The organism is Flavobacterium sp. IB48 (genome assembly GCF_016405855.1).
Classification (GTDB): Bacteria; Bacteroidota; Bacteroidia; order Flavobacteriales; family Flavobacteriaceae; genus Flavobacterium; species Flavobacterium ginsengisoli.
On sequence record NZ_JAEFCA010000002.1, the window covers coordinates 355765 to 378613 of the forward strand.

The 22849-nt window shown below is 35.5% G+C and carries 10 protein-coding genes; 1 reads left to right on the forward strand and 9 read right to left on the reverse strand.

Features of this window, described 5'->3' with window-relative positions; genetic code table 11:
• Positions 1-3: 3 nt before the first annotated feature.
• The 5 genes from JC605_RS08715 to JC605_RS08735 all read right to left on the reverse strand — a co-directional run bounded on the left by JC605_RS08715 (position 4) and on the right by JC605_RS08735 (position 11303).
• Positions 4-3012, reverse strand: coding sequence for a TonB-dependent receptor (locus tag JC605_RS08715; protein WP_198855798.1), 3009 nt, complete (start codon positions 3010-3012; stop codon positions 4-6).
• A 931-nt stretch (positions 3013-3943) separates the two neighbouring features.
• The gene (locus tag JC605_RS08720) at positions 3944-5887 is read right to left on the reverse strand and encodes a glycoside hydrolase family 97 protein (RefSeq protein WP_198855799.1); all 1944 of its coding nucleotides are present in this window, start codon (positions 5885-5887) and stop codon (positions 3944-3946) included.
• Positions 5888-6036: 149 nt separating this feature from the next.
• Positions 6037-7614, reverse strand: a complete 1578-nt coding sequence (locus JC605_RS08725) for a glycoside hydrolase 43 family protein (RefSeq protein WP_198855800.1) — start codon at positions 7612-7614, stop codon at positions 6037-6039.
• Between the two features lie 165 nt (positions 7615-7779).
• On the reverse strand, positions 7780-9462 hold the full coding sequence (locus JC605_RS08730; protein ID WP_198855801.1) for a sialate O-acetylesterase: 1683 nt from the start codon (positions 9460-9462) through the stop codon (positions 7780-7782).
• A gap of 110 nt (positions 9463-9572) precedes the next feature.
• Positions 9573-11303 carry a glycoside hydrolase family 43 protein gene (locus tag JC605_RS08735; protein WP_198855802.1) on the reverse strand — a complete coding sequence of 577 codons (1731 nt, stop codon included), beginning with the start codon at positions 11301-11303 and terminating at the stop codon, positions 9573-9575.
• Between the two features lie 986 nt (positions 11304-12289).
• Between JC605_RS08735 and JC605_RS08740 the strand changes: the two genes are divergently transcribed.
• Positions 12290-14917, forward strand: coding sequence for a glycoside hydrolase family 3 protein (locus JC605_RS08740; protein ID WP_198855803.1), 2628 nt, complete (start codon positions 12290-12292; stop codon positions 14915-14917).
• Between the two features lie 161 nt (positions 14918-15078).
• Here the strand turns inward: JC605_RS08740 and JC605_RS08745 are convergent, their stop codons facing one another.
• From JC605_RS08745 to JC605_RS08760, 4 genes are all read right to left on the reverse strand, one after another.
• Positions 15079-17196: a cation:proton antiporter gene (locus JC605_RS08745; RefSeq protein ID WP_198855804.1), complete on the reverse strand. Its 2118-nt coding sequence runs from the start codon at positions 17194-17196 to the stop codon at positions 15079-15081.
• 3 nt (positions 17197-17199) lie between these two features.
• Complete coding sequence (locus JC605_RS08750) at positions 17200-17775, reverse strand: hypothetical protein (protein ID WP_198855805.1); 576 nt, start codon at positions 17773-17775, stop codon at positions 17200-17202.
• Between the two features lie 121 nt (positions 17776-17896).
• Positions 17897-20296 (reverse strand): arylsulfatase, encoded by a 2400-nt coding sequence (locus tag JC605_RS08755; RefSeq protein WP_198855806.1) that lies wholly within the window; start codon positions 20294-20296, stop codon positions 17897-17899.
• A 50-nt stretch (positions 20297-20346) separates the two neighbouring features.
• Positions 20347-22728: an arylsulfatase gene (locus JC605_RS08760; protein ID WP_198855807.1), complete on the reverse strand. Its 2382-nt coding sequence runs from the start codon at positions 22726-22728 to the stop codon at positions 20347-20349.
• Positions 22729-22849 lie beyond the last annotated feature (121 nt).

The window sequence follows — 22849 nt, forward strand, 5'->3', positions numbered from 1 at the left end:
ATATTAAAATGTAACATCAATTCCAAAAATTACCGATTTCGGCTGTGGATATCTTCCTAAATCAATACCTGCTGAATTTGCATTACCGTCTGCACGTGCAATTTCTGGATCTAAACCAGAGTAATTTGTAATTGTTATAAGATTTTGTCCGCTTATATAGAATCTTGCTTTAGAGAAATAGCTCTTAAAGGCATCTCCTGTTAATGTATAACCTAAAGCAATGTTTTTTAATCTTGTAAAAGAACCATCTTCAATATAGCGTTGGTTTGCAGAAGACCAGTTGATATCGGCTCCTTGAGCTCTTGGCAAGGTAGCAGAAGGGTTTGTTACGACACCGTTTTGAACAATTGCCCTGTCTAAAACATCAGTGCTTGCATTAAACAAACGATTCATTCCTTTTAAATCAAAAGTATTTGCATTATAAATATCGTTACCCGCAACTCCAGTTATAAAACAGTTAAAATCAAAGTTTTTATATGCTGCGCTTAAATTTAATCCGTAAGTAAAATCAGGATATGGATTTCCGATGTTTGTTTTATCCTCAGAATTGATGATTTTATTGCCATCACGGTCAACAATTTTAATATCTCCCGGTTTTATAGCAGTCTGGCCCGGTCCAAAAACAGCATCAACTTCTGCTTGGTTTTGGTAAATTCCATTAGTCTGATATCCATAAAAATAAAATAAAGGCTGTCCTACTTCTAATCTAGAGAAATTTTCAAGACCCGCTCTTGGTGTAGGACCTCCTAATACGCTAGTTACGCCAGGCGCTAAGCTCGTTACCTCATTTTTACTTGTTCCTAAATTTGCCACTGCAGACCATGTAAAGTCTCCTTTTCTGTCATTGTAGCCAAGCGAAACTTCAAAACCGCTTACTTTTACGTCTGCGATATTTTGAATTTGAGTTCCACCACCTGCAGATCCAACAGAAGCAGCAAGCGGAACTGCAAAAAGAATGTCACTACTTTTATTGTTAAAATATTCAAACGAACCTGTTAGTTTATCATCAAATAAACCAAAATCAACCCCAATATTTCTATCTAATTTTGACTCCCATTTCAAGTCTGGATTAGCCGCAACACCTAAAGAAACCCCAGGCGCATTTGCTCCTCCAATTGGATAGTTATAATTTGCCAATAAAGTAGCGCTATATTGATAGTTGTCTATTCTATCATTTCCAGTGGTTCCTGTACTAGCTCTAAGTTTTAATGTGCTGAAAATAGAATTTTCCATAAAACTTTCTTTAGCTATGTTCCATCCTACAGCAACAGAATAGAAATTACCCCAACGGTTATTTGATCCAAAACGAGAAGATGCATCTCTACGTCCTGAAACAGCTAATAAGTATTTATCAGCATAATCATAGTTGATACGAGCAATATATCCTAAGTTTTTTTCTTCATAATTAGCAGATCCTAAACTTCCTTCATTATAACGCAGCTGATCAATTTCGTTTGAAATATAATAGCGGCTTCCTGCTGCTAAGCTTTGTGATTTTCCGTCAATTTTAGTAATAACTCCTAATACTTCAAGGTTGTGTTTTTGAGCAATAGTTGTTTTATATGTTAAGCTATTATCAAAAACGATAGTTTGTCCTTGTGAATTTGTTTCGTTTGTTGAAGAAAATGCCTGTTTGTGATAAGAACCATCCTGAAAACCAGGAATAAAAGTATGGTCTTTGCTTGTATAGTAATCTAAAGAAACTTGTGATCTGAATTTCAAACCTTTGTAAATTTCTAACTCGGCATAAATATTTCCGATAATAGATAAATTATTAATTTTCTGATATCCTAAATTAGCTACACGCACTGGATTTTCTGCATCGTTTCCATCAATAGCACTAGGACCTTGATAGCCTCCGATATTATCTTCATTATAAATTGGTAAATAAGGAGCCATTTTAATAGCATGCTCTAAGAGTGTTCTTCCGCCCGAGCTGCGTTCTGGATTTATTGTACTGAAAGAAATTCCCATGTTGCTTCCAATTCTTAGTTTACCAATATCTTGTGTATTATTAGCTCTAAAAGAATAACGTTCGAAACCAGTGTTTATAATAGCTCCGTCTTGTTTCATATATTCTGCAGAATAACGTCCTGTCGAAGTTTCTGTACCATTCGAAAAGCTCAGGTTATAATCCTGCATAACTCCAGTTTGAAAAATCTGGTCCTGCCAATTTGTGTTAATGTTTCCAAATTCAGCCGCTCTTGCTGTTAGATCGCTTCCTAAATCTTTAGCATATTGAAGATATTGTTGCGTATTTAAGACATTGTATCTTTTTGTCACTTCCTGTCCTCCAACGTAAGTGCTAAAACTTAATTGCCCTGGACCTTTTTTACCTTTTTTAGTAGTAACCATAATTACACCGTTAAAAGCTTTAGAACCGTACAAAGCTGTAGTCGAAGCGTCTTTTAAAACAGAGATACTCTCGATATCATTAGGGCTTAAACCAGAAAGATTTCCAGTTAAAACTCCATCGATTACATACAAAGGAGCGCTATTTCCCATTGTAGCCAGACCACGAATACTAACGGTAGGATTAGAACCTGGTGCACCATTTACAACTGTAACACCTGCTGCACGTCCTTGTAAAGCAGATTCGGCATTCGTAATAGGCACTGCGGCAATATCTTTTGAGCTTACTGTTGAAACTGCTCCTGTAACCTTAGTTCTCTTTTGAGTACCATAAGCTACTACAACTTCATTTAAATTTTGTGCAGATTGAATAAGAGTTACATTTATTGAGTTTCTTTCGCCCACAGTAATAGTCTGTGACACTAAGCCAACATAAGAATACGTTATTTTATCAGTAGGATTAACTCCTTTTAAAGAGTATTTACCGTCAAAATCTGTTGATGCGCTATTCTGCGTACCTTCTACATTGATGCTGGCACCTGGCAACGGAAATCCCGAAGGATCTGTAATCACGCCATGAATGGTCTTTGATTGTGCCATTATACTATGACTGCCCACGATCAGCAGTCCGATTAGTGCAATTTTGAGTTTTAAGTTCATGTTAATAGTTTTTTTGTTTGGTTTAAATAGTTAATGGTTTTTTGTTTGTTTTTTAATTCAAGGTTTGGTTCATAAGCTTTTTGTTTAAATCTTTTTTAGTTTCAGGTTGTTTTTATCTTACAGAATATTCTTCTAATTGAGTTATAGGGCGGAGAAATAACGAAAGCAAATATAAAAAAACAACTCAAAAAACAATCGGTTGTTTTATATTTTATTCAAAAAAAACTCATTTTAAAAACACAAAAAATATTTTTTAACTTAAAAAATTAAAAATATACTAATTCAAAGACTTAATATAAATTGAAAATAAATAATTTAATATACATTTGTCAGATTTTTTGCAAAAAATACAATAATAAAAAATTAGATAAAATTTACACTAACATTAAATTATATAAATAAATTACTACTAATATTAGTTAAAATAATGTATTTTAGAAATTATCTTATACTATTTTAGTCATTAATAGAAGCAAAATAATCGAAAACAACAATCGGTTGCTTTAAAAGTATTCTATTTTGCATTAGAAATGTAGATTCTAAAAAATTTAGTTTATCAAACTGTAGTACAAAACTTTATAGTAAATATTCTCATTTAAACATCAATTTCATGAGCCCTCTTTTAATGCAATAGATTAGTTTTTATAATGTCTTCCATTTTGTAGGAAACCTTAATTGCCCTCCATTCTCTAACTGCAATAAAACTTAAAAAAACTGAAGGCTAATCCGTACCCATAGCTAATAAAAATTAATGCATTGCCTTTAACTGGAATACCTCATTATTTCTTTAGAAAGAATACCTTTCTTTTGTAGTGGGACTACTTTTGTTGATTCATACATACAACAAAAAAAGCCAGCTTATTTATCTTAAGCTGGCTCCTATTGGAATTGAATAAATCAAATTTGGCTATATCACATATTTTCTACCCTTTTAATTGGTTAATAGCATTCCACCGTTGCATGGTATTTTCATTTCAACTTCTTTATTTTTATTTACCACTAGCTTGCTGATCTTTCCATTTAGCTGATCGTCATCGCTGTAACAATCTACTTTAGCACCAGAATTAAACATATCTAATTTTAGCTTTATCTTTAGCAGTTTTTTTTCAGCATTAATTCCAGCAACATACCACTTTGCTCCCTTTCTTCTAGCCAGCACTACATATTTGCCAGGATAACCATCTAAAAAGCGAACTTCATCCCATACAGAAGGCACTTCCTTCATAAACTTAATAGCCCACTCCGGAGCATCATATAAATTATTTGGTGCTAAGGCAAAATGTTGCACACCGCTTTGAAAAAGTACCGAAGTCGCTAAAGCAAACACATCAGATGTCATTCTTTTTGATCCTTTACCTGCAATATTATCGCTATTATAGAATTTATTTAAAGCACTTCCTCCAAAATCCATACTTCCTACCGTGTTTCTAATAAAAGTATGCGTTGTGGCATTTAAGGCTTCATTATCGCAGCTTAGTTGTCCAAAATGCAGATTTTCACTTGCCAAAACCGCTTCGCTAGATGCATAATTTGGATACATGCGTTCCCAACCTCGAGGTAAAGTACATCCATGAAAAATAACCATAATTCCAAATTCATTGGCATCTGTCAAAATATCTTCATACAATTTCATGGTCACCTGTTTATCTCCTCCAAAAAAATCAACTTTGATTCCTTTAATCCCAATGCTATTCATCCATGCCATTTCCCTGCGTCGGATAGTTGCATTATCCATTAAGCCTCTCGGCCCCTGCGGAGCATCATTCCAATACCCATTTGAATTGTACCATAAATAAAGCCCCACGCCTTTCTGCGCACCGTATGCGGCTAATTCTGCAATTTTATCACGACCTATTTGCGTATCCCAAAGCGCATCAACTAAAATGGTTTCATATCCCATTGAAGCGCTAAAATCGATATATTGTTTTTGTACAGGAAACGTCGTGCTGTTGTCCATCTTCATAATCCAACTCCAAGTTCCTTTTGTGTACTGGTATTCTTTAGAAGCTTCATATTTTGGTTTAACCAAATCAAACGAAACAGTAGTTTCAACTATTGGAGCCAGTGTCTCCCCAATTGTGATGGTACGCCATGGAGTTTCTCCTGTAAGTGGAATTCCAGGCGCAACTGTACCGTTTCCGTTATTTTCTCCCTGCATAGGAAATCCAATTGAATATAATCCGTTCTCATGCCCAATTAATCTGCTTGCACAATAACCGCTGTCTACCCCAGTTTCAGAAATTAAAACCCATCCGTCGCTATTTACTTTAAACAGACATGGAAACGTGTAGCCATTTCCCAAACCATTTTTTCCGACAGCATCATCAAGTGCATATGAAGTTTCATAACTTGGAGCTGTTCTCGCAAATCCTGTCATTGGATTACTTTGCGGACACAAGAATGTCGTGGTTCCTTTTGGCAGTAAAAATCCTGAGACTTCTTCCTCAACTACGCAGGAAACTGTTTCTTTCTGTGGATATATTTTATATTTAAATGCCAGATTATTATTGCTTACTCTAAAAATCACATCAAAAGCTGCCCTGCCTTCTTTTGTAAATGAAAAAATAGCTTCGTTAGCGGTATAATGAACATTGCTTTTTTTTATGTTACGCAATTGATAAGATTCGTCAATTTTATTTTGATTGTTATTTGCCTCTAAAGTCAAACCGAAACTAAAATCTACTGCACTTGTTTTTAGACCTAATGGAGACTTCTCAATAAACGTTTTTTCATTGTATGTTACATTATACTGCGGTATTCCATTATCTGCAGAAATCGACACAACAAGTTTTCCATCAGGACTTTTTACTATTGGCTGCGCGTTTAGCTGAAAGAAACCAACAAAACATAAGAATATTATTTTTTTAAGATTCATAAACTTTTAAAATTTTTCTTTTGTGAATACTCAAACTTTTTCATCTTCCAGAAATAGCATTGACGTTTAAAATATTATTTACAAAACAGTGTTAAATGAGTCTGCCTATACAGGTTATGTAATGCAATAGTTGTTTTTTTGATTGTAGACTATTTCATTTCTGAAATCGTATCCTCAACACGGAAATAATCAAAATCAGCGAAACCGCCTGCAGTTTTTGAAGCGTAATTAAAAAGTCCAAATCGGTAACCCATAAAATGAGGAAGTGTATAAGGCATTTTTATAGTTTTTCCAATGCTGATCCATTTTTTTCCATCTAAACTGTAATAAAATTTTCCTTGATCTGCTTGATTTTTAAAATTGCATTCGGCTTTAAAAAACACTCTATCCTGATTTAATAAGGCACTTTCTATTTCTTTTGGATTTCCGTTCTCTGCATTTATCATAACTACTTTTTTCTTTCCATTCTCAACTTTTACACCAACTAGACCAAAATCTTTTTGCAGTAATGAAAGCCCTGCAAAATCACCTTCTTTCATATTAGAAAACTCGATCATAGTAGATCCCGAACATACAGGCCCAAAAGTTCTTTGTGTCAAAATATTTTTTACCTGCGTAAAACTGCTGTCTATTTTAGATGTTCTTAATCTTAAATAGCCTTTTCTTTCTTTAACAGACCAATTTGAATTATCCGGATTGTGATTCCACTGCCAGACCAACGGCAGATCATTTTCTCCATTTTTACGGGTAAATTCATCTGAGTTTACAATTCCGGGAATAAGGCTTTTATTGGCTGGAAGATCTAAATTATCAGGCACTTTACCATTTTCCCCCAATACAGGCCATCCATTCTCCCATTTTACAGAAACAAGATACGGAATACGGCCAACACCTCCTGCATCTTTAAACAGATAAGAAAACCATCTGCCATCTGGAGTATCGATAAGTCCGCCTTGTGCTACGCCCAAATCCTGAAGTCCGACTTTTCCTTCCCAAGGACCTGCCATCGAATCGGCTCTGTGTATGATTACAGTACGCATGCCATTTTTAGGCCAGCAGATATTAAATAAATAGTATTTCCCCTTAATTTTAAAAAGCTGCGATCCTTCTGCCGGAAGCATGATCTCACTCATTGCAGGAGCATTAGCATTTTCAATTAAAACTTTCTTCGTTTCTTCTTTAACTTCTAACAAATCTTCTTTTAATTCTACAACTTGAAGTTTTCCGCCTCCCCAGACAAGATAAACTTTGCCATCATCATCAAAGAAAAGCGAATGATCATGGTACGAATTGCTTAATACAATTCTTCTCCAAGGCCCTTTTTCAATATCTTTTGTAGAAAAAATATACGTTTTATCTGTTGTTCCCGAAAAAGTACTCACATAATATACCCCATTATGATAGCGCAGACTGCTTGCCCACGAACCTCTACCATAGTCATTTTTTCCATTATCTAAGTTCAGGCGGTCATCTTTATCTTCTAAGGTTTGGTAAACGTAATTAACGAGATGCCAATTCACTAAATCTTTAGATTTCATAATCGGAACACCTGGATTCATGTGCATAGTTGTACTGCTCATATAGTAAGTGTCGTTTACCCTGATTATGGATAAATCTGGTACATCGGCAAAAATAATAGGATTTTGAGCTTTGCCTTTTTGAGCTTGACCCGCAAAAATGTTCATTGCTAGTGCCAAAAAAGCACATATAAAATCTTGTGTTTTCATCTTAATTTCTGTTTTCGATATTTCTAAAGCTTTAGATTTCATTTCTCTCGAACAACTGTCGAAATCCCATAGAAAAACGGACAGTTAAACAAACATCTTTTCGTCTCATTTTATTCATTTCATTTTTTTGCATGTCCTATTTTCTTTCCAAATCTAGTGGTACTTTCAAATTTGGCCCGTCGTTTCTAAAACAGTATATTTTGCAAAACTCGATTCATCAACGGGTTTGAATAGTAATTGCGAAAACATATATAAGCTGTTTTTCCATACTTTAAAATCGTGAACTCCTGGTTCTAAATAATAAATGTGCGGCACATTATTTTTAACTAAATAATCGTGAGTGCGTTGACTGTTTTCAATTAACCAATCCTTATCTCCGCAAGAAATCCAAAGCAGTTTCAGTTTCTTTTTAGTTTCCTCGGGATTTGGCACTAATTCTTCTGTTTTCTTAGTATTTGGAGCCGATGAAAACCCTCCTATCCAAGCAAATTTATCCAAGTTTCCTAAACCGAAATTCAGCGATTGTCCTCCTCCCATAGACAATCCTGCAATGGCACGATGTTCTCTATCTTTGCGAACATTATATTTTTTTTCAATAAAAGGAATTAAATCTTTTAATAGATCTTTTTCAAAATCTGCAAATGCCTGCACTTTCTCTGGCGCCATAATATTTCCCGAAGCACTATCATCTTTCATAGCTCTTCCGTTTGGCATTACCACAATCATTGGCTGTAATTTGCCTTCTGCATAAAGGTTGTCTAATATAATCTGCGGACTTCCGCCGTTAAGCCATTCTTTTTCATCTCCTCCAATTCCGTGCAATAGGTATAAAACTGGGTATTTATTATTTTTAGCAAATCCTGGCGGTGTATAAATAGTTGCTTTTCTAACTGTGCCAACCGTCTTTGAATTATAACTTACCGTTTCTATTTTTCCTGTCGGAACTTTCGGGTCTAGCGCGTCGAATCCTATTGGTGCCTGAACAATAAAAGGGTCATTTGAAGCATTTGACTTGTAGCCTAACAGGGAAAGCATTTTTTCTGCATAACGCTTTCCTAATTCTCTATATCCTGCAGCATTGAAATGAAGAAAATCTGTAGCAACTGCACAACCCTTTGATGAAATTACATACGAGGTTGGAATAGTCTGAGGCAATGTTGCAATAATTTTATTCATGCTCGCACATTTTCCGTTTTGGTCTTCATTGACGGTCTCTCCAGAAAGTAAAGGCACTTTTTTAGGATCTAAATTGAGATCCCTCATCAGATTATCATAGACTATTTTGACCTTTTTCGGCCACAATGTATCACCCGTATTAGATTCTCCCTGATGTAGCAAAATACCTTTTATAATACCTTTTTTCTGTGCAATTTTTGCCATCTCTACAAGTCTAGCATACGGACTCCCATCATATTCTTTGATTATACCCAGCATCCAGTCTGGCGCTGTTTTGATGTAACTCTCTAAATTGTCTTTATCAAAAAGTTCTATCTTACATCCTCCAACTGCAACATTTACCACTCCCACTTGTATGTTTTTAGGAAGATTGGCAACCATAATTCTTCCAAAATAATCTGTTGGTGTTAATCCAGTTTTACATCGGCATAGAGGTGGTATTGCTGTATACCATTTACCCATTTCGCGGTTTAAATCTGGACAGTCTACTGCTTCCAGCACTTGAAAGCGAGGATCTATATCTATCTTGTCTTCAGCTTCTATTGGCGCGGCACCTTCCATATTAGACTGACCAAAACTTAAATAGATATGAAAATTTGGATCTTGAGAATATCCCTTCTGCCCTGCAAAAAAAAGGACTACAATTAAGAAAAATCTAATTATTGATTTCATGATATCTTGTTAAATCTAATTTTATTTAAATAATTCTAAATGAACTGCTTTACCCATTTTTCGGTATCATGTTCCAAACCAAAATAATGAGCTTTTAATGCTTTTATTTTCTATTTCAGAATTGCATTATTGGAAGCAGTAGCATACAAACCAACCAAAGCCCCTGTAAATCCTCCTGCTACATTTGTTGAAAGAATATCTCCTGAAACTCCTGTTCCAAGATTTTCAAAATCAGCGCTGTTTAATGCATAACTAAACTGATAATTATCTCCTGCAGCTTTAACTTGCAAACGTATTGCACCCATAATTTCAATTTTTTTGCTAGCTATAATTTCAGATTGACCATTTTCTGTTCTTTCTAGCAAAACATAAGTATCTTTTTCTTTTTTAGTTACCCCAAAAACATAATTGAAACTTTCATTCTGCAGACATACAATTCCTGCCAAATCTTTCTCAGATTCAGGTTTATAATCTAATGTGGTTTCAAATGAAAAAGTGTTGTGCTGCTGTCTATAAAATAATGTTGAAGTTGGCTTTAGCTCTTTAATATTTACCGGAAATGGATTAATCTGCAAGCCTTTTTTAACAATAGAAATAAAATGTTCTCTCGGCCCCCTTAATCCTATCCATCTATAATCTAATTTTTTTGAGGTAAAATTCTCTGTAAATGTAAAATTGCCATTAGGAAGAAAACCTTCTTTGCCAGTTTTGTTTATTGCACCATTTGGCATTTTCAATTTTGGCACCATTGGAATTAAACCGTTTTCAAAAATAGGGAAAGTCCCCGACCAGTCTACTGGCAAGATAAATGTTTCGCGTCCTGTATTTACTCTGTCTTTTTCATTTGGACGAATTCCCAAAAACACACCATAATATTTATTATCAGGACCAAGCACTAAATCTGCGTGTCCAGCCCAATCTACTTTATCGGGTCTGTTTTTAGGGAAATATCTTTGCGTAAGAATTGGATTATTGGGTGCTGGCTTAAAAGGACCTTTTGGACTATCGCTAATAAAAATAACTTCACTATGATTATCTCCTGTACCTCCTTCTGCACACATTAAATAATAATGATTGTCTTTCTTATACAAATGAGGCGCCTCTATCCATATTGGTTTCTTAGAAAGATCAACTCCGCCATCTACTATAATTTTATCTGTTCCAGTAATAACCTGATCTTTATCTAGATCATATTCCCATACTTTAATAACACGATGTCCATTATACAATTCTTTTCCTTTATCTGGAGCATCATTGTGCACCACATAACCTTTTCCGTTGTCATCAAAGAAAATAGAAGGATCAATTCCGTTAAAAGCCAATTTAATTGGACTTCCCCATCCATTTTTTGGATCTTTAGTTTTCACAATAATATTTCCCATATTTCCTGTAAATGCCGTTACAATCATGTAGAAAGTGTCATTGTGTGGATTATAAGTAATTCCCGGCGCGTAAACACCACCACTAATGCCTGTATCATGGGGATTAAACTCTGATACATTATTCAATACTCCTCCCAAATCAGTCCAGTTTACCAAATCTTTAGAATGAAAAATTGGAACTCCTGGAAACATAGCAAATGAAGAACAAACCATATAGTAGTCCTCTCCTTTTCTTGTAATAGCAGGATCTGGGTAACATCCTTGCAGAATTGGAGAATAGAATTCATCGGGTTTTAAAGGATTTCTTTTATAGATTTCATCATCTCCCTGATATATAACACTAGAGAAGATTGGAAATCGCTTATTTGACGTTTTGTTTGATTTTTTCTCTTGGGCTGTCAGGGAGAAAAAACATAAAAATCCGATAAAGTATAAAAAAGATATTTTTTTTGTAATCATTGCTGCTTTTATTTTAATCGTTTTTACTTGTTTTAATTGTTTGAAAGACTTGATTGAAAAACTAGAAAAAGTTAATTGCCTAACGCAAAAAGGCCGAGCTGTACTCACATAAAATTCTAAGCACATATGCATGCAAAACCTGTAATTATGAGAATATTATAATTACAACGAATTCTGCAAATAGTCCATTTTAGTTTGTTTCACATTCATAAAAAGTTAGTTTAATTATTTAAAGTTGGTTTTGTTCGCTAGCTATTTTAAACACTTAAAGAACTTAAATATAACAATATTTTATAAGTGTATTTTTTACAAATATAAACAAATAACTATCAAACACAATCGGTTGTGTTATTTTTTATTGATAACTATAAAAAAAATTGCAATAAAAAACATTTTAATCGCATAAAAAAACATAAAAAACTAACAAAACATTAAATTCAATTAGAATACTGACATACTATTTAATGAAAATTATCTCTTAATGCGATATCATTACAGAAAATATAAAAAGATAAAATCCTACCTTTTATTTTAAAGTTTTAAACTTTAGCATTTCTGGCATTACAAATAGCTAAAAAAAATAATCACTACAATCATACATTATTGTATCACTGTATAATAACTACTCTTAAGTATAAAAAACGAACATCAAAATGAAAGGAGTTTGCGCATAACGTTCTTTAGCTATCCTGTGTATTTGTAAAATTAAATGCATCCAAAAATCATCAAATTAAGGAAATTTCATTTAGTCCGGAATATTCCAAAAAAATGCCACTGCTATTTTAATTATACAATACAATAGCTTGAATAAGCAATAAAAACACAATATTTAGCATAATAAATTATTGATAAATCAAAAAAAAAAAATCATTTTTTACGAAATAAAAATTTCAGGTTAGACAATTTTTTCCTTTCTTTACGCAATCGGTTGTATTTTTTTTTCTATAACATAAATCGACTTTCGCTTCAAATAAAAAATTATCTGCATGAAAACAAAAAACATAAAATATCAGATTCTACTATTGATCTCATTTTGCATTTCAGCACAAAATAATGAGCCAAAATTTCTTTTTCAAAATACCAGTGCCACATTTGAGGAACGAGTCGAAAACTTAATCAGTCAGCTTACATTAGAAGAAAAAGTAGCACAAATGCTAAATGCCGCACCTGCGATCCCAAGGCTTGGAATTCCAGCTTATGACTGGTGGAATGAAACTCTACACGGTGTTGCAAGAACTCCTTTTAAAACAACAGTTTTTCCGCAGGCCATTGCAATGGCTGCAACCTTTGATAAAAATTCTCTTTATAAAATGGCCGATTATTCTGCTTTAGAAGGCAGGGCAATATACAATAAGGCAGTGGAGCTTAAAAGAACAAACGAACGTTATTTGGGACTAACCTACTGGACTCCTAATATCAATATTTTTCGTGACCCAAGATGGGGACGCGGACAGGAGACTTATGGAGAAGATCCCTATTTAACAGCTACGTTAGGTGATGCTTTTGTAAAAGGTCTTCAGGGTGATGATCCTAAATACTTAAAAGCTGCAGCCTGCGCAAAACACTACGCCGTGCATAGCGGACCAGAATCTCTACGACATACTTTTGATGTTGATGTCACTCCTTATGAACTGTGGGATACTTACCTGCCAGCATTCAAAAAATTAGTTACCGAATCGAAGGTAGCCGGAGTAATGTGTGCCTATAATGCATTTAGAACACAGCCCTGTTGTGCAAGTGATATCCTTATGAATGACATTCTGAGAAAAGAATGGCATTTTGACGGCTATGTCACATCGGACTGTTGGGCTATCGACGATTTTTTTAAAAATCATAAAACCCATCCTGATGCTGAATCAGCCGCTGCAGACGCAGTATATCATGGAACAGATGTTGATTGTGGAACCGACGCCTACAAATCGCTTGTGTCAGCTGTTAAAAACGGAAAAATTACTGAGGAGCAGATTAATATTTCTGTAAAACGTCTTTTCTTGATCCGCTTTAAATTAGGAATGTTTGATCCTGTTTCGATGGTTAAATATGCACAGACTCCAAGTTCTGTTTTAGAATGTGAAGAACATAGCAATCATGCTTTAAAAATGGCCAGACAATCTATAGTTCTGCTAAAAAATGAAAAAAATACGCTGCCATTGAGCAAAAAACTCAAAAAAATTGTTGTGTTAGGGCCAAATGCAGATAATTCAATCTCCATTCTTGGAAATTACAACGGAACCCCATCTAAGCTAACAACTGTACTACAGGGCATAAAAGAAAAAGTAAGCGCCGATACAGAAGTTATTTATGAAAAGGCTGTCAACTTTACGAATGATACTTTATTGGTTTACAAAGATCTTAAAAACCAATATTCTTATGAAGGAAAACAAGGTTTTAAGGCAGAATACTTTACTAATAAAACATTGTCTGGTAAACCTGAAATTACAAGAACTGAATCTGAAATAAATAATTTTTGGCAAGAAGGAGAAGTTATTACTAAAAACATCAAAGCAAATCATTTTTCAGCACGATATACCACTAATTTTAAAGCTGACGAAAATGGTTCAATCACTTTTGAAATCCGTGCAGACGATGGCTACAGATTCATCATAGATGGAAAAGAAGTCATAAATGCTTGGGAGAAAAACCGATGGGGCGAAAAAACCTATAGACTTCAAACCAAAAAAGATGCAGTTTACAATTTAGTGCTAGAATACTGGCAAGGTGAAGGAAAAGCCGAAGTGTCATTGCAAACAGGAAATTTTATAAAAACCGATTTCAATACTTTAATTGAACGTCATAAAAATGCAGACGCATTCATTTTCGTAGGAGGTATTTCACCACAGCTTGAAGGAGAAGAAATGCCAGTAAATGTTCCAGGATTTAACGGCGGAGATCGTACCTCTATATTGCTTCCTGAAATACAGACACAACTTTTAAAAACTCTTAAATCTTCTGAAAAACCCGTAGTTTTTCTGATGATGACAGGTAGTGCAATAGCCGTTCCGTGGGAGGCGGAAAATATACCTGCAATACTTAATATATGGTACGGCGGACAATCTGCTGGAACTGCTTCTGCTGATGTTCTTTTTGGCGATTATAATCCTGCTGGAAGACTTCCTGTGACTTTTTACAAAAGCGACTCTGATTTACCTTTGTTTACTGATTATAAAATGGAAAACAAAACATACCGTTACTTTAAAGGCACTCCATTGTATGGTTTTGGCTATGGTTTAAGTTATACCGAATTTAAATACAGCGAGCTAAAAATACCAGAAAAAATCAAAAAAGGACAGCCAATCACAATTTCTGTCAAAGTAACAAATTCAGGAAAAATGGAAGGAGAAGAAGTCTCGCAACTGTATTTGGTTAATCTAGATTCGACAATAAAGGCACCTTTAAAAAGCCTTAAAGGATTTGAAAGATTTAATTTGAAACCTGGCCAAAGTACTGTCGTAAGCTTTAATCTTTCTCCAGAAGATCTTTCCTATGTAACCGAAGACGGAAGCCTAAAACAATATCAAGACAAAGTTCAGATAGCTGTAGGTGGCCGTCAACCTGACGAAAAGGAAAAAGGAAAAAATAATTTAATAACTAAAACTTTAAAAATAGAAAAATAACCGCTTTTAAAAACGTTAAAACATTAGTTTTAGCGTTTTTTTTATGTTTTTTCAGAACTGTTTGACCATCTTTTACAACTATAACCTAAAGGTTCAAAAAATTAAAAAGCTGAGCAAGTACAACAGCTCAGCTTCTATATTTAGCTTAAGGCTTTTAAATCTTATTTAAAAATATTTCTTATCGCTTTTCCGATTTCAGCAAAATCATCATGACTGCTTACTGATCTTTTTTCGGTATTGTTTGAGGTAGTTTTAGAAAAAGGATAGATGAGCATGTAGTTGTTATTACTGAATTTCAGATTTAAAAGATCTGGAATATCTCGCATTCGCGAAAAATACGAGTGCATTCCCCTATCTCCCATCATAATAATTAATCCTTCATTTTCTTCAATAGTTAGAGCGGTTTGCTGGGCATCTTCCCAATTTTCAAAAACATCAAATGTTGCTTCTATAGAAGCTTTTTTAGCGATTCGTTTTAAGATATTTAGTGTTTTTTCCTTTCCATAGAAACTCATTTTGGCTCCAGAATTACGGCCAATATTCCAAATTCTCAACATCGAATGAAAAAATCCCGCATCCAATTCGGCATCTGCTGGAATAAAAACCAAATATCTTTTAATAGTCGCTGCTGGCTGAACCGCATGATAGACCATTAAATTGATATTTTTATTTCGGAGATAACCATTATACAAATTGTATACAAATGAAGCCGAAAAGCCTTTTCCGCCTTCTAGACCTACAATAAGATCGGTAATATCTTTTTCTTTTATCACATTGCTTATTCCGCCAGCTGTATCATTATCGTGACGCGTAATTGGATGCAATTCTACATCGGCAGCCGAAGCAGCTTTTATCGCGCTTTCTAGTATTCTTTCGGCATTTTTTTCAGAAGATTCATTGGCATCTTCATTAATCACATTTACGGCGTAAAGCTGTTTGTTTGATGCCGTTTTTACCATCAAGCCAAGATTCACCATTTTTTCTACCGTAGCTTCATGATTCACAGCAAGCAGTATATTTTCCTTCTCTTTACTATCGCCCGATACTGTGTTATCTTTTTCTGCTTGTGCAATGCGTTGTGCACTCGCCATAGAGACAAACGATGATACGGTACAAGAAACCAAAATAAGAAGAATACTGCCGTTAAGCACATGTTCGTTTAAAAGTCTTATAGGTTCACCCGCATCATTTTCGCCAATAATTATATTATAACCAACCATAACAGAAGCCAATGTCGCTGCCGCTGATGCCGAACTCAGTCCAAAAATTAACTGTCCTTCATCATTAGTAAGTTTAAATGTTTTTTTCGTCAGAATAGCTGCGACATATTTTCCTCCTATTGATGCCACCAACATAATTGACGCTACCCACAAGGTCTCCCAACTTTGAATAAATGCATTAAAATCAATCAGCATTCCCACACTGATTAGGAAGAAAGGAATAAAAATCGCATTTCCGACAAACTCAACCCTGTTCATTAATGATGATGTATGCGGAATCAGTTTATTTAAAGCCAATCCGGCAAAAAAAGCTCCAATGATCGATTCGATTCCTGCCAATTCAGCCAAAAGTGCTGCCAGATAAATCATAACCAATACAAAAAGATATTGCGAGATTTTGTCATCTACAGTTTTAAAAAACCATCTAGCAATTATTGGAAAAATGAGCAGTACAATTAAAGCAAAGACAACCATTGAAACGGATAATTTTACCCAAAAAGCTGTTCCGACTTCTCCCTGCGACATTCCAACAATAGCAGCTAAAACCAAAAGCGAAAGTACATCGGTAATCATCGTTCCGCCTACTGTAATATTTACAGCGAGGTTTTTAGCAATTCCCAAACCACTTACCATTGGGTACACAATTAAAGTGTGCGACGAAAAAAGACTGGCAAACAAAATTGAGGTAAGCAATGAAAAATGAAGTAAATAATAACCGCCTAAAAGCCCTAAAGCAAACGGAACGGCAAAAGTGAAAATCGAAAAGATAATACTCTTCCATTTGTTCTTTTTAAAATCGGCCATATCAATTTCCAGACCTGCTAGAAACATGATATACAAAAGACCTGTAGTTCCTGTAACTACAACGCTGCTGTCTCTAGAAAGCACTCCAAATCCATTTGGACCAATAAGAGCACCGGCAATAATAAGACCGAGCAAATGTGGTACCTTTATTTTGTTCAATAAAAGCGGAATGCATAAAATAATGATAATTTCGATAAGATACTTTAAAAGAGGATCTTCGATGGGAAAGGTTATATGATGTATACTCAGTAGCATAAATTACTTTTTAGTAGATGGAGTAAGTTCAACTGAGAATTTTGCGATACAATTATCCTGACCCGTTATAGTCTGCGTGCCTTTTATGATATTTTTTTTAATATCATCTAGCACTACGCTCACTTTTATTTTGTTTTTTGAAGAGGCTTCTTTTGCCGAATCAAGGACGATTTTACTTTCTAAATATTGTCCAGCAAAAACACGTTTAATTTCGTTATTACTTAAAACGTTTGTAAACATTCCAGTAGAATCTGAAACAAACTCCCAAACCTCACTGCGCTGATCGCCAATAACATAATTACTGCAGTTAGATTCTCTGCAGATCATTTTGCTATTCCATGTCACTTTGAGATTTTCTGGCCATTCTTTTATCTTAGGAAGTGTGTCTTTTACTTTAGAAACAGACAATAAACTGTCTCTCATTTTTAAGAGCTTATCATAATCTGCTTCTTTATCTTGAAATTGTTTTTCTCTTTCTAAAAGCGCATTTTCACGCACAATGAGTTCCTGTTCTTTTTTATTGCTGCAGGAAGATAAAACAAGTACAAAAAGGATAAGGAATAGTCTATTTATAGTCATAAAAATTGGTTTTGGATTCTACAAGATAAGCAGAAAAATCCTTTTAGCAGGCCAAAAACAGATAAAAAAGAGATTTTTTTTCTCTTTCTTATCCGTAAAACCAAGATTTTGAGTGCTGTTTTTATAATAAATTTACTTTCACGCTATTTATTTTTCCTTCAAATTTAAAAGGCGCTTTTTTATAGTAACGAATAGAAACTGGCCCTCCTAAATCTTCGCCGACATCAAAAGTTTCGCTTGCGGTAAATGCTACAGGAACAGTACGTTTTACTTGCCCTTTAGCATATTCTTTTCCATCAACCGTAATTGCAATATCGGCAGGAGCACCCGGTTTTGCAATAGTCGTTAAAACCTCTATTTTATGTTTTCCTGCCGGAATTTTTTCAGAAGATTCAACATTGTAGCGTTCAATAATTAGCATGTTATATTCGTAAACTAATTTCCCGTTATCCATAAACAAAGTCACACCGCCACCAGAACCTCCAAGCGCATATAAAACTCCCGAAGCATTTTCTTTAATTTCAACATCGGCAACTACTTTATTGCTTTTTTTGCCTAAACCTGGGGCGCTAAACTCGGGCATTCGTTTAGTTGTTTCATCAAAAGTCCATGAAGTGTAAGGTGCTTTAATAACATCTTCTGGATGAATGCGAAGCCAGATTCCAGCACCAATTGGGTAATCTTTGTTCTTTTTCGCTTCTTCGTTAAAGACTTCCTGTAGTTCTTTTAACTTCTGCGGATTCTTAGCTGCCAAATCATAATACTGTGTATAATCCTCTTTAATGTTGTACAGTTCCCAAACATCTTTAGTAGAATCCCATTCGGCTAAACCTTTCTGAGCAGGAATCCACGGATATAAAGGTCCAAAAGTACAGGCATACCAGCCATCTTTGTAAACTCCTCGGCTTCCGTTATTATCAAAAAACTGAACTTTGGATACTTCTTTTGCTTTAGCATCATTAAAAGTATATTTAAAACTCACTCCATCGAGAGGCATCTGCTCAAAACCATTCACCACTTTTGGCGCTTTAATATTCAAAATATCATAAATAGTAGGCACAATATCGTTTATATGATGAAACTGACTTCTAGGCGTACTATCGGGTTTAATCATTTTTGGCCAGCGAACCACCATTGCATTTTGTGTTCCGCCAAAATGAGAAGCCACTAATTTGGTATGTTTAAAAGGCGTATTTCCTGCCCAAGCCCAAGCGGCATGATAATTATTCTCTAAAAGAGGGCCGCCAATGGCATCCAATCCGCCAAGTTTATCCAAAGCTTCAAGCTGCTGCTGAATGGTATTTGAAACGCCGTTCTGAGCCAATAATTCACTTATAGAACCATTTTGCCCTTCGGCACTCGAACCATTATCTCCCCAAATAAAAAATACGATGGTATTGTCCTTTTGCCCATTCGCTTCAAGCGCATCCAAAACACGACCAACTTCATGATCAGCGTGTTCTACATATCCTGCAAATACTTCCATCATACGAATTTGAAATGCTCTTTCAGACTTCGGAATACTTTCCCATGAAGCCATTGTTTTATCTCTCGCTGTCAGCACCGCGTTTTTCGGAATCCATCCTAATTCTTTCTGGCGTTTAAATACTTTTTCGCGATAAGCATCCCAACCATCATCAAACTTTCCTTTGTATTTGTCTGCCCATTCTTTAAAAATATGATGTGGCGCATGCCCAGCACCTGGAGCGAAATACAACAGAAAAGGTTTGTCTGCTGCATACGATTTATGCTGTTTCATCCATTCTATTGCATGATCTGCCAAATCGGTTGTTAGATGGTATTTTTCGTCTTTTGGAGGTTCTACTGGTGTAAAATCATTGATTAATCTTGGTTCGTATTGTGAAGTTTCTCCAGCCAAAAATCCGTAAAAATGCTGAAATCCGTAATTGACTGGCCAGTAATCAAAAGGTCCCGCAACCGTTGTCTGGTTTGCTGGCGTATTGTGCCATTTTCCGAAAGCAGAAGTGCTGTAACCATAATCTTTTAAGACTTCGGCAACGGTAGCTGCTTCTTTGGGAATAATTCCCGTGTAACCATCCCAATCTACGGCTCTTTCTGCTATAGTTCCGTTTCCTACGTGCGTATGATTTCTGCCTGTTAATAAAGCAGCACGACTTGGAGAACAGATTGAAGTGGTATGAAACTCATTATACGCAATTCCTTCTTTAAATACTTTGGTTAAAGTTGGTGTATTTACTCCGCCTCCAAAAGTTGATGGTGTACCAAAACCCAAATCGTCCATTAAAATGATAATGATATTTGGTGCGTCTTTCGGCAAATGATCTGGCTGCGCTCTTCTTTTGTGTGTGCTTTCTGCCAGTGTTTCGTTGGCCACGCTCGCACTAGGAACTGGCGGAAAAGGCAGAACATCTTGCGCGTAAATTTTTATCGTACCGCTTAAAATTAAAACCGCTAATAAAAATATACTGCCAATATTGTTTTGGAAAGAACAATTAAATTTTAAATTGATGATTTGCTTTAAACTATAATATTCTTTCATGATTTCCTGATCTTAAAGGTTCTGATACTATTTTTAAAACTTTGATTCTGTTAGCTTTTCTTGGCATAAACAATTTTTGTCTTTCCTATTTTTCCATTGAATGAAAACGGAGCCTGATCGAAATAGTCTAAAGAAACGGGCGAATCTAAATCGGTTCCAATATCAAAAGTGGCGTTTGATGTAAAATGAAGCGACATTGCTGTTGGAACCGTTCCCTGACCAACTGTTGATCCGTTGACTTTTAATGTCACGTTCATTGAACCGCCAATTTTATCTACTAGTTTCGACTCGACTTCAATTTTCACTTTACCTTTTGGAAGTTTATCTTTTGATTTGATTTTTGTACGCTGAATTTCAAACAGATTAAATTCGTAGTTTAGATAACCATCTTTTACATAACACGCAACTCCTCCCGAAAATCCTGCAAGAGCATACAGAACTCCATTTGCATTATCTGGAACTTCTACATCCATCGTTACGGTGCTGCTTACTTTTCCTAATTTCGGAGCTGCTGATTCTGGCATTCCTTTTATAGGTGAATCAAAAGTCCACTCGGTTAAAGGAGAAGAAGGTGCGTCTTCTGGATGATAAAGGGCTGTTGACCATAATCCGCCACCAATTGGTAGGTTTTTATTTTTGGCTGATTCTGTTAAAAATAAAGCTTTCATTTCTTCCAGCTTTTTAGGTTCTTTTGCCGCCAAATCGACTGCCTGCGACCAATCCTGATCCAGATTGTATAACTGCCAAGTATCGGTAAGCGGCGACCATTGTTTAATGCCTTTCGGAATTCCTCCTACCCACGGCTCTCTTGGCCCACGGGCGCTTGCAAACCATCCGTCCTGATAAATGCCTCGGCTTGCCATAATATCAAAAAACTGTGTATGACGCATTCCTTTTGCTTTTGGATCAGTAAAAGTGTACACCATACTTACTCCGTCTAACTCATCTTGCGCAAAACCATTCACTACTTTTGGCGCAGGAATCTTATCAATTTCGTATATCGTTGGTGCAATATCAATTACGTGATGAAACTGCGATCTAGGCGTTTTGTCGTGTTTAATTCCTTTTGGCCATGAAATAGCCATTGGCTGACGAGTTCCTCCAAAATAAGCGCCCTGCAATTTTGTTCCTTGATACGGAGTGCTGGTTGCCCATGCCCAACCTGCATTAAACATATTATCGGTTTTTGGTCCACCTAAGACATCTAAACCTCCTAATTCATTTAAAGCGGTAATATGCTGTTCTATTTTTGTCGGAATTGCATTTTGTGCCAATTGCTCGCTGATTGTGCCGTTTAAACCCTCTGCAGAAGAACCGTTATCTCCCCAGATATAAATGATAATCGTATTGTCAAGTTCTCCCAATTTTTCGATTTCGTCGATAACTCTTCCTGCATTAAAATCGGCATGTTCTGCAAAACCAGCCCAGATTTCCATAAGTCGTCGCTGAAAAGGTTTTTCTGCTTCTGGAATATTTGCCCATGACGTCATCGATTCGGCTCTTGGCGTAAGCAATGTATTCTGCGGAATCCATCCTAATTCTTTTTGACGTTTAAATACTCTTTCGCGGTAAGCATCCCACCCATCATTAAATTTGCCTTTGTATTTGTCTGCCCATTCTTTCATAACATGATGCGGACCATGAGCCGCTCCAGGTGCCCAATACACAAAAAAGGGCTTTTCTGGTGCGTAAGCTTTTTGTTCTGTAAGCCACAAAATTGCATCGTCAGCCAGATCTTCTGATAAATGGTAATAATCATGCCCGCCTGATGTTTTTGGATGTTCTACATAACTTGTATTTCGTACCAAAGTAGGTTCATATTGTGAAGCTTCTCCTGCCAAGAATCCATAAAAATATTCAAATCCATAACCTGTAGGCCAATAATCAAATGGCCCTTTTGATGTGATTTGTTCTTCGGGCGTATTGTGCCATTTTCCAAATGCTGCGGTATTATAGCCATAGTCTTTTAATATCTCTGCAAGTGTTGCAGAACTTTTTGGAATAGTTCCGCTAAAACCATCAAAATCATTTGCAATAGCGGCAATCTGACCGTTTCCTACACGAGTATGATTACGTCCTGTAAGCAAAGAAGCACGCGTTGGCGAACACATGGCTGTTGAATGAAAACGATTGTATGAAATTCCTGTATTGGCAACTCTGGATAATGTTGGCGTGTTTATTTCTCCCCCGTAAGTCGAAGGAGCTCCTGGTCCTGCATCATCCATTAATATTATTAAAATATTAGGCGCATTTTCAGGCAGGTGTTTGGGTTCTGTTCTTTTTTTATAACTCGATGTTTCAATTGTCACTCCAGCCTGAGAAGCAGAAGGAGCTGGAGGAAATGGCAATACATCCTGCGCATTTACAGAAAATGAGGCTAAAAAAATAATACTTAAAAAGAAAATTATCTTACTATATTTTGCAGTTTTCATCGCAGTCAGTTTAGTATTTGAAACATTTATTTTCAATTTTATAATTAACAGCATTATATGCGAAACAAAAACTGAGTCTATAAAAGACAAAAAGTGATTTTTAAATTCTACTTCTGTTTTT

What these genes read in the sequence shown, in the direction of transcription:
- JC605_RS08715 (WP_198855798.1), bottom strand. Translation starts at nt 3,012, where the DNA reads ATGAACTTAAAACTCAAAATTGCACTAATCGGACTGCTGATCGTGGGC.
- JC605_RS08720 (WP_198855799.1), bottom strand. Translation starts at nt 5,887, where the DNA reads ATGAATCTTAAAAAAATAATATTCTTATGTTTTGTTGGTTTCTTTCAG.
- JC605_RS08725 (WP_198855800.1), bottom strand. Translation starts at nt 7,614, where the DNA reads ATGAAAACACAAGATTTTATATGTGCTTTTTTGGCACTAGCAATGAAC.
- JC605_RS08730 (WP_198855801.1), bottom strand. Translation starts at nt 9,462, where the DNA reads ATGAAATCAATAATTAGATTTTTCTTAATTGTAGTCCTTTTTTTTGCA.
- JC605_RS08735 (WP_198855802.1), bottom strand. Translation starts at nt 11,303, where the DNA reads ATGATTACAAAAAAAATATCTTTTTTATACTTTATCGGATTTTTATGT.
- JC605_RS08740 (WP_198855803.1), top strand. Translation starts at nt 12,290, where the DNA reads ATGAAAACAAAAAACATAAAATATCAGATTCTACTATTGATCTCATTT.
- JC605_RS08745 (WP_198855804.1), bottom strand. Translation starts at nt 17,196, where the DNA reads ATGCTACTGAGTATACATCATATAACCTTTCCCATCGAAGATCCTCTT.
- JC605_RS08750 (WP_198855805.1), bottom strand. Translation starts at nt 17,775, where the DNA reads ATGACTATAAATAGACTATTCCTTATCCTTTTTGTACTTGTTTTATCT.
- JC605_RS08755 (WP_198855806.1), bottom strand. Translation starts at nt 20,296, where the DNA reads ATGAAAGAATATTATAGTTTAAAGCAAATCATCAATTTAAAATTTAAT.
- JC605_RS08760 (WP_198855807.1), bottom strand. Translation starts at nt 22,728, where the DNA reads ATGAAAACTGCAAAATATAGTAAGATAATTTTCTTTTTAAGTATTATT.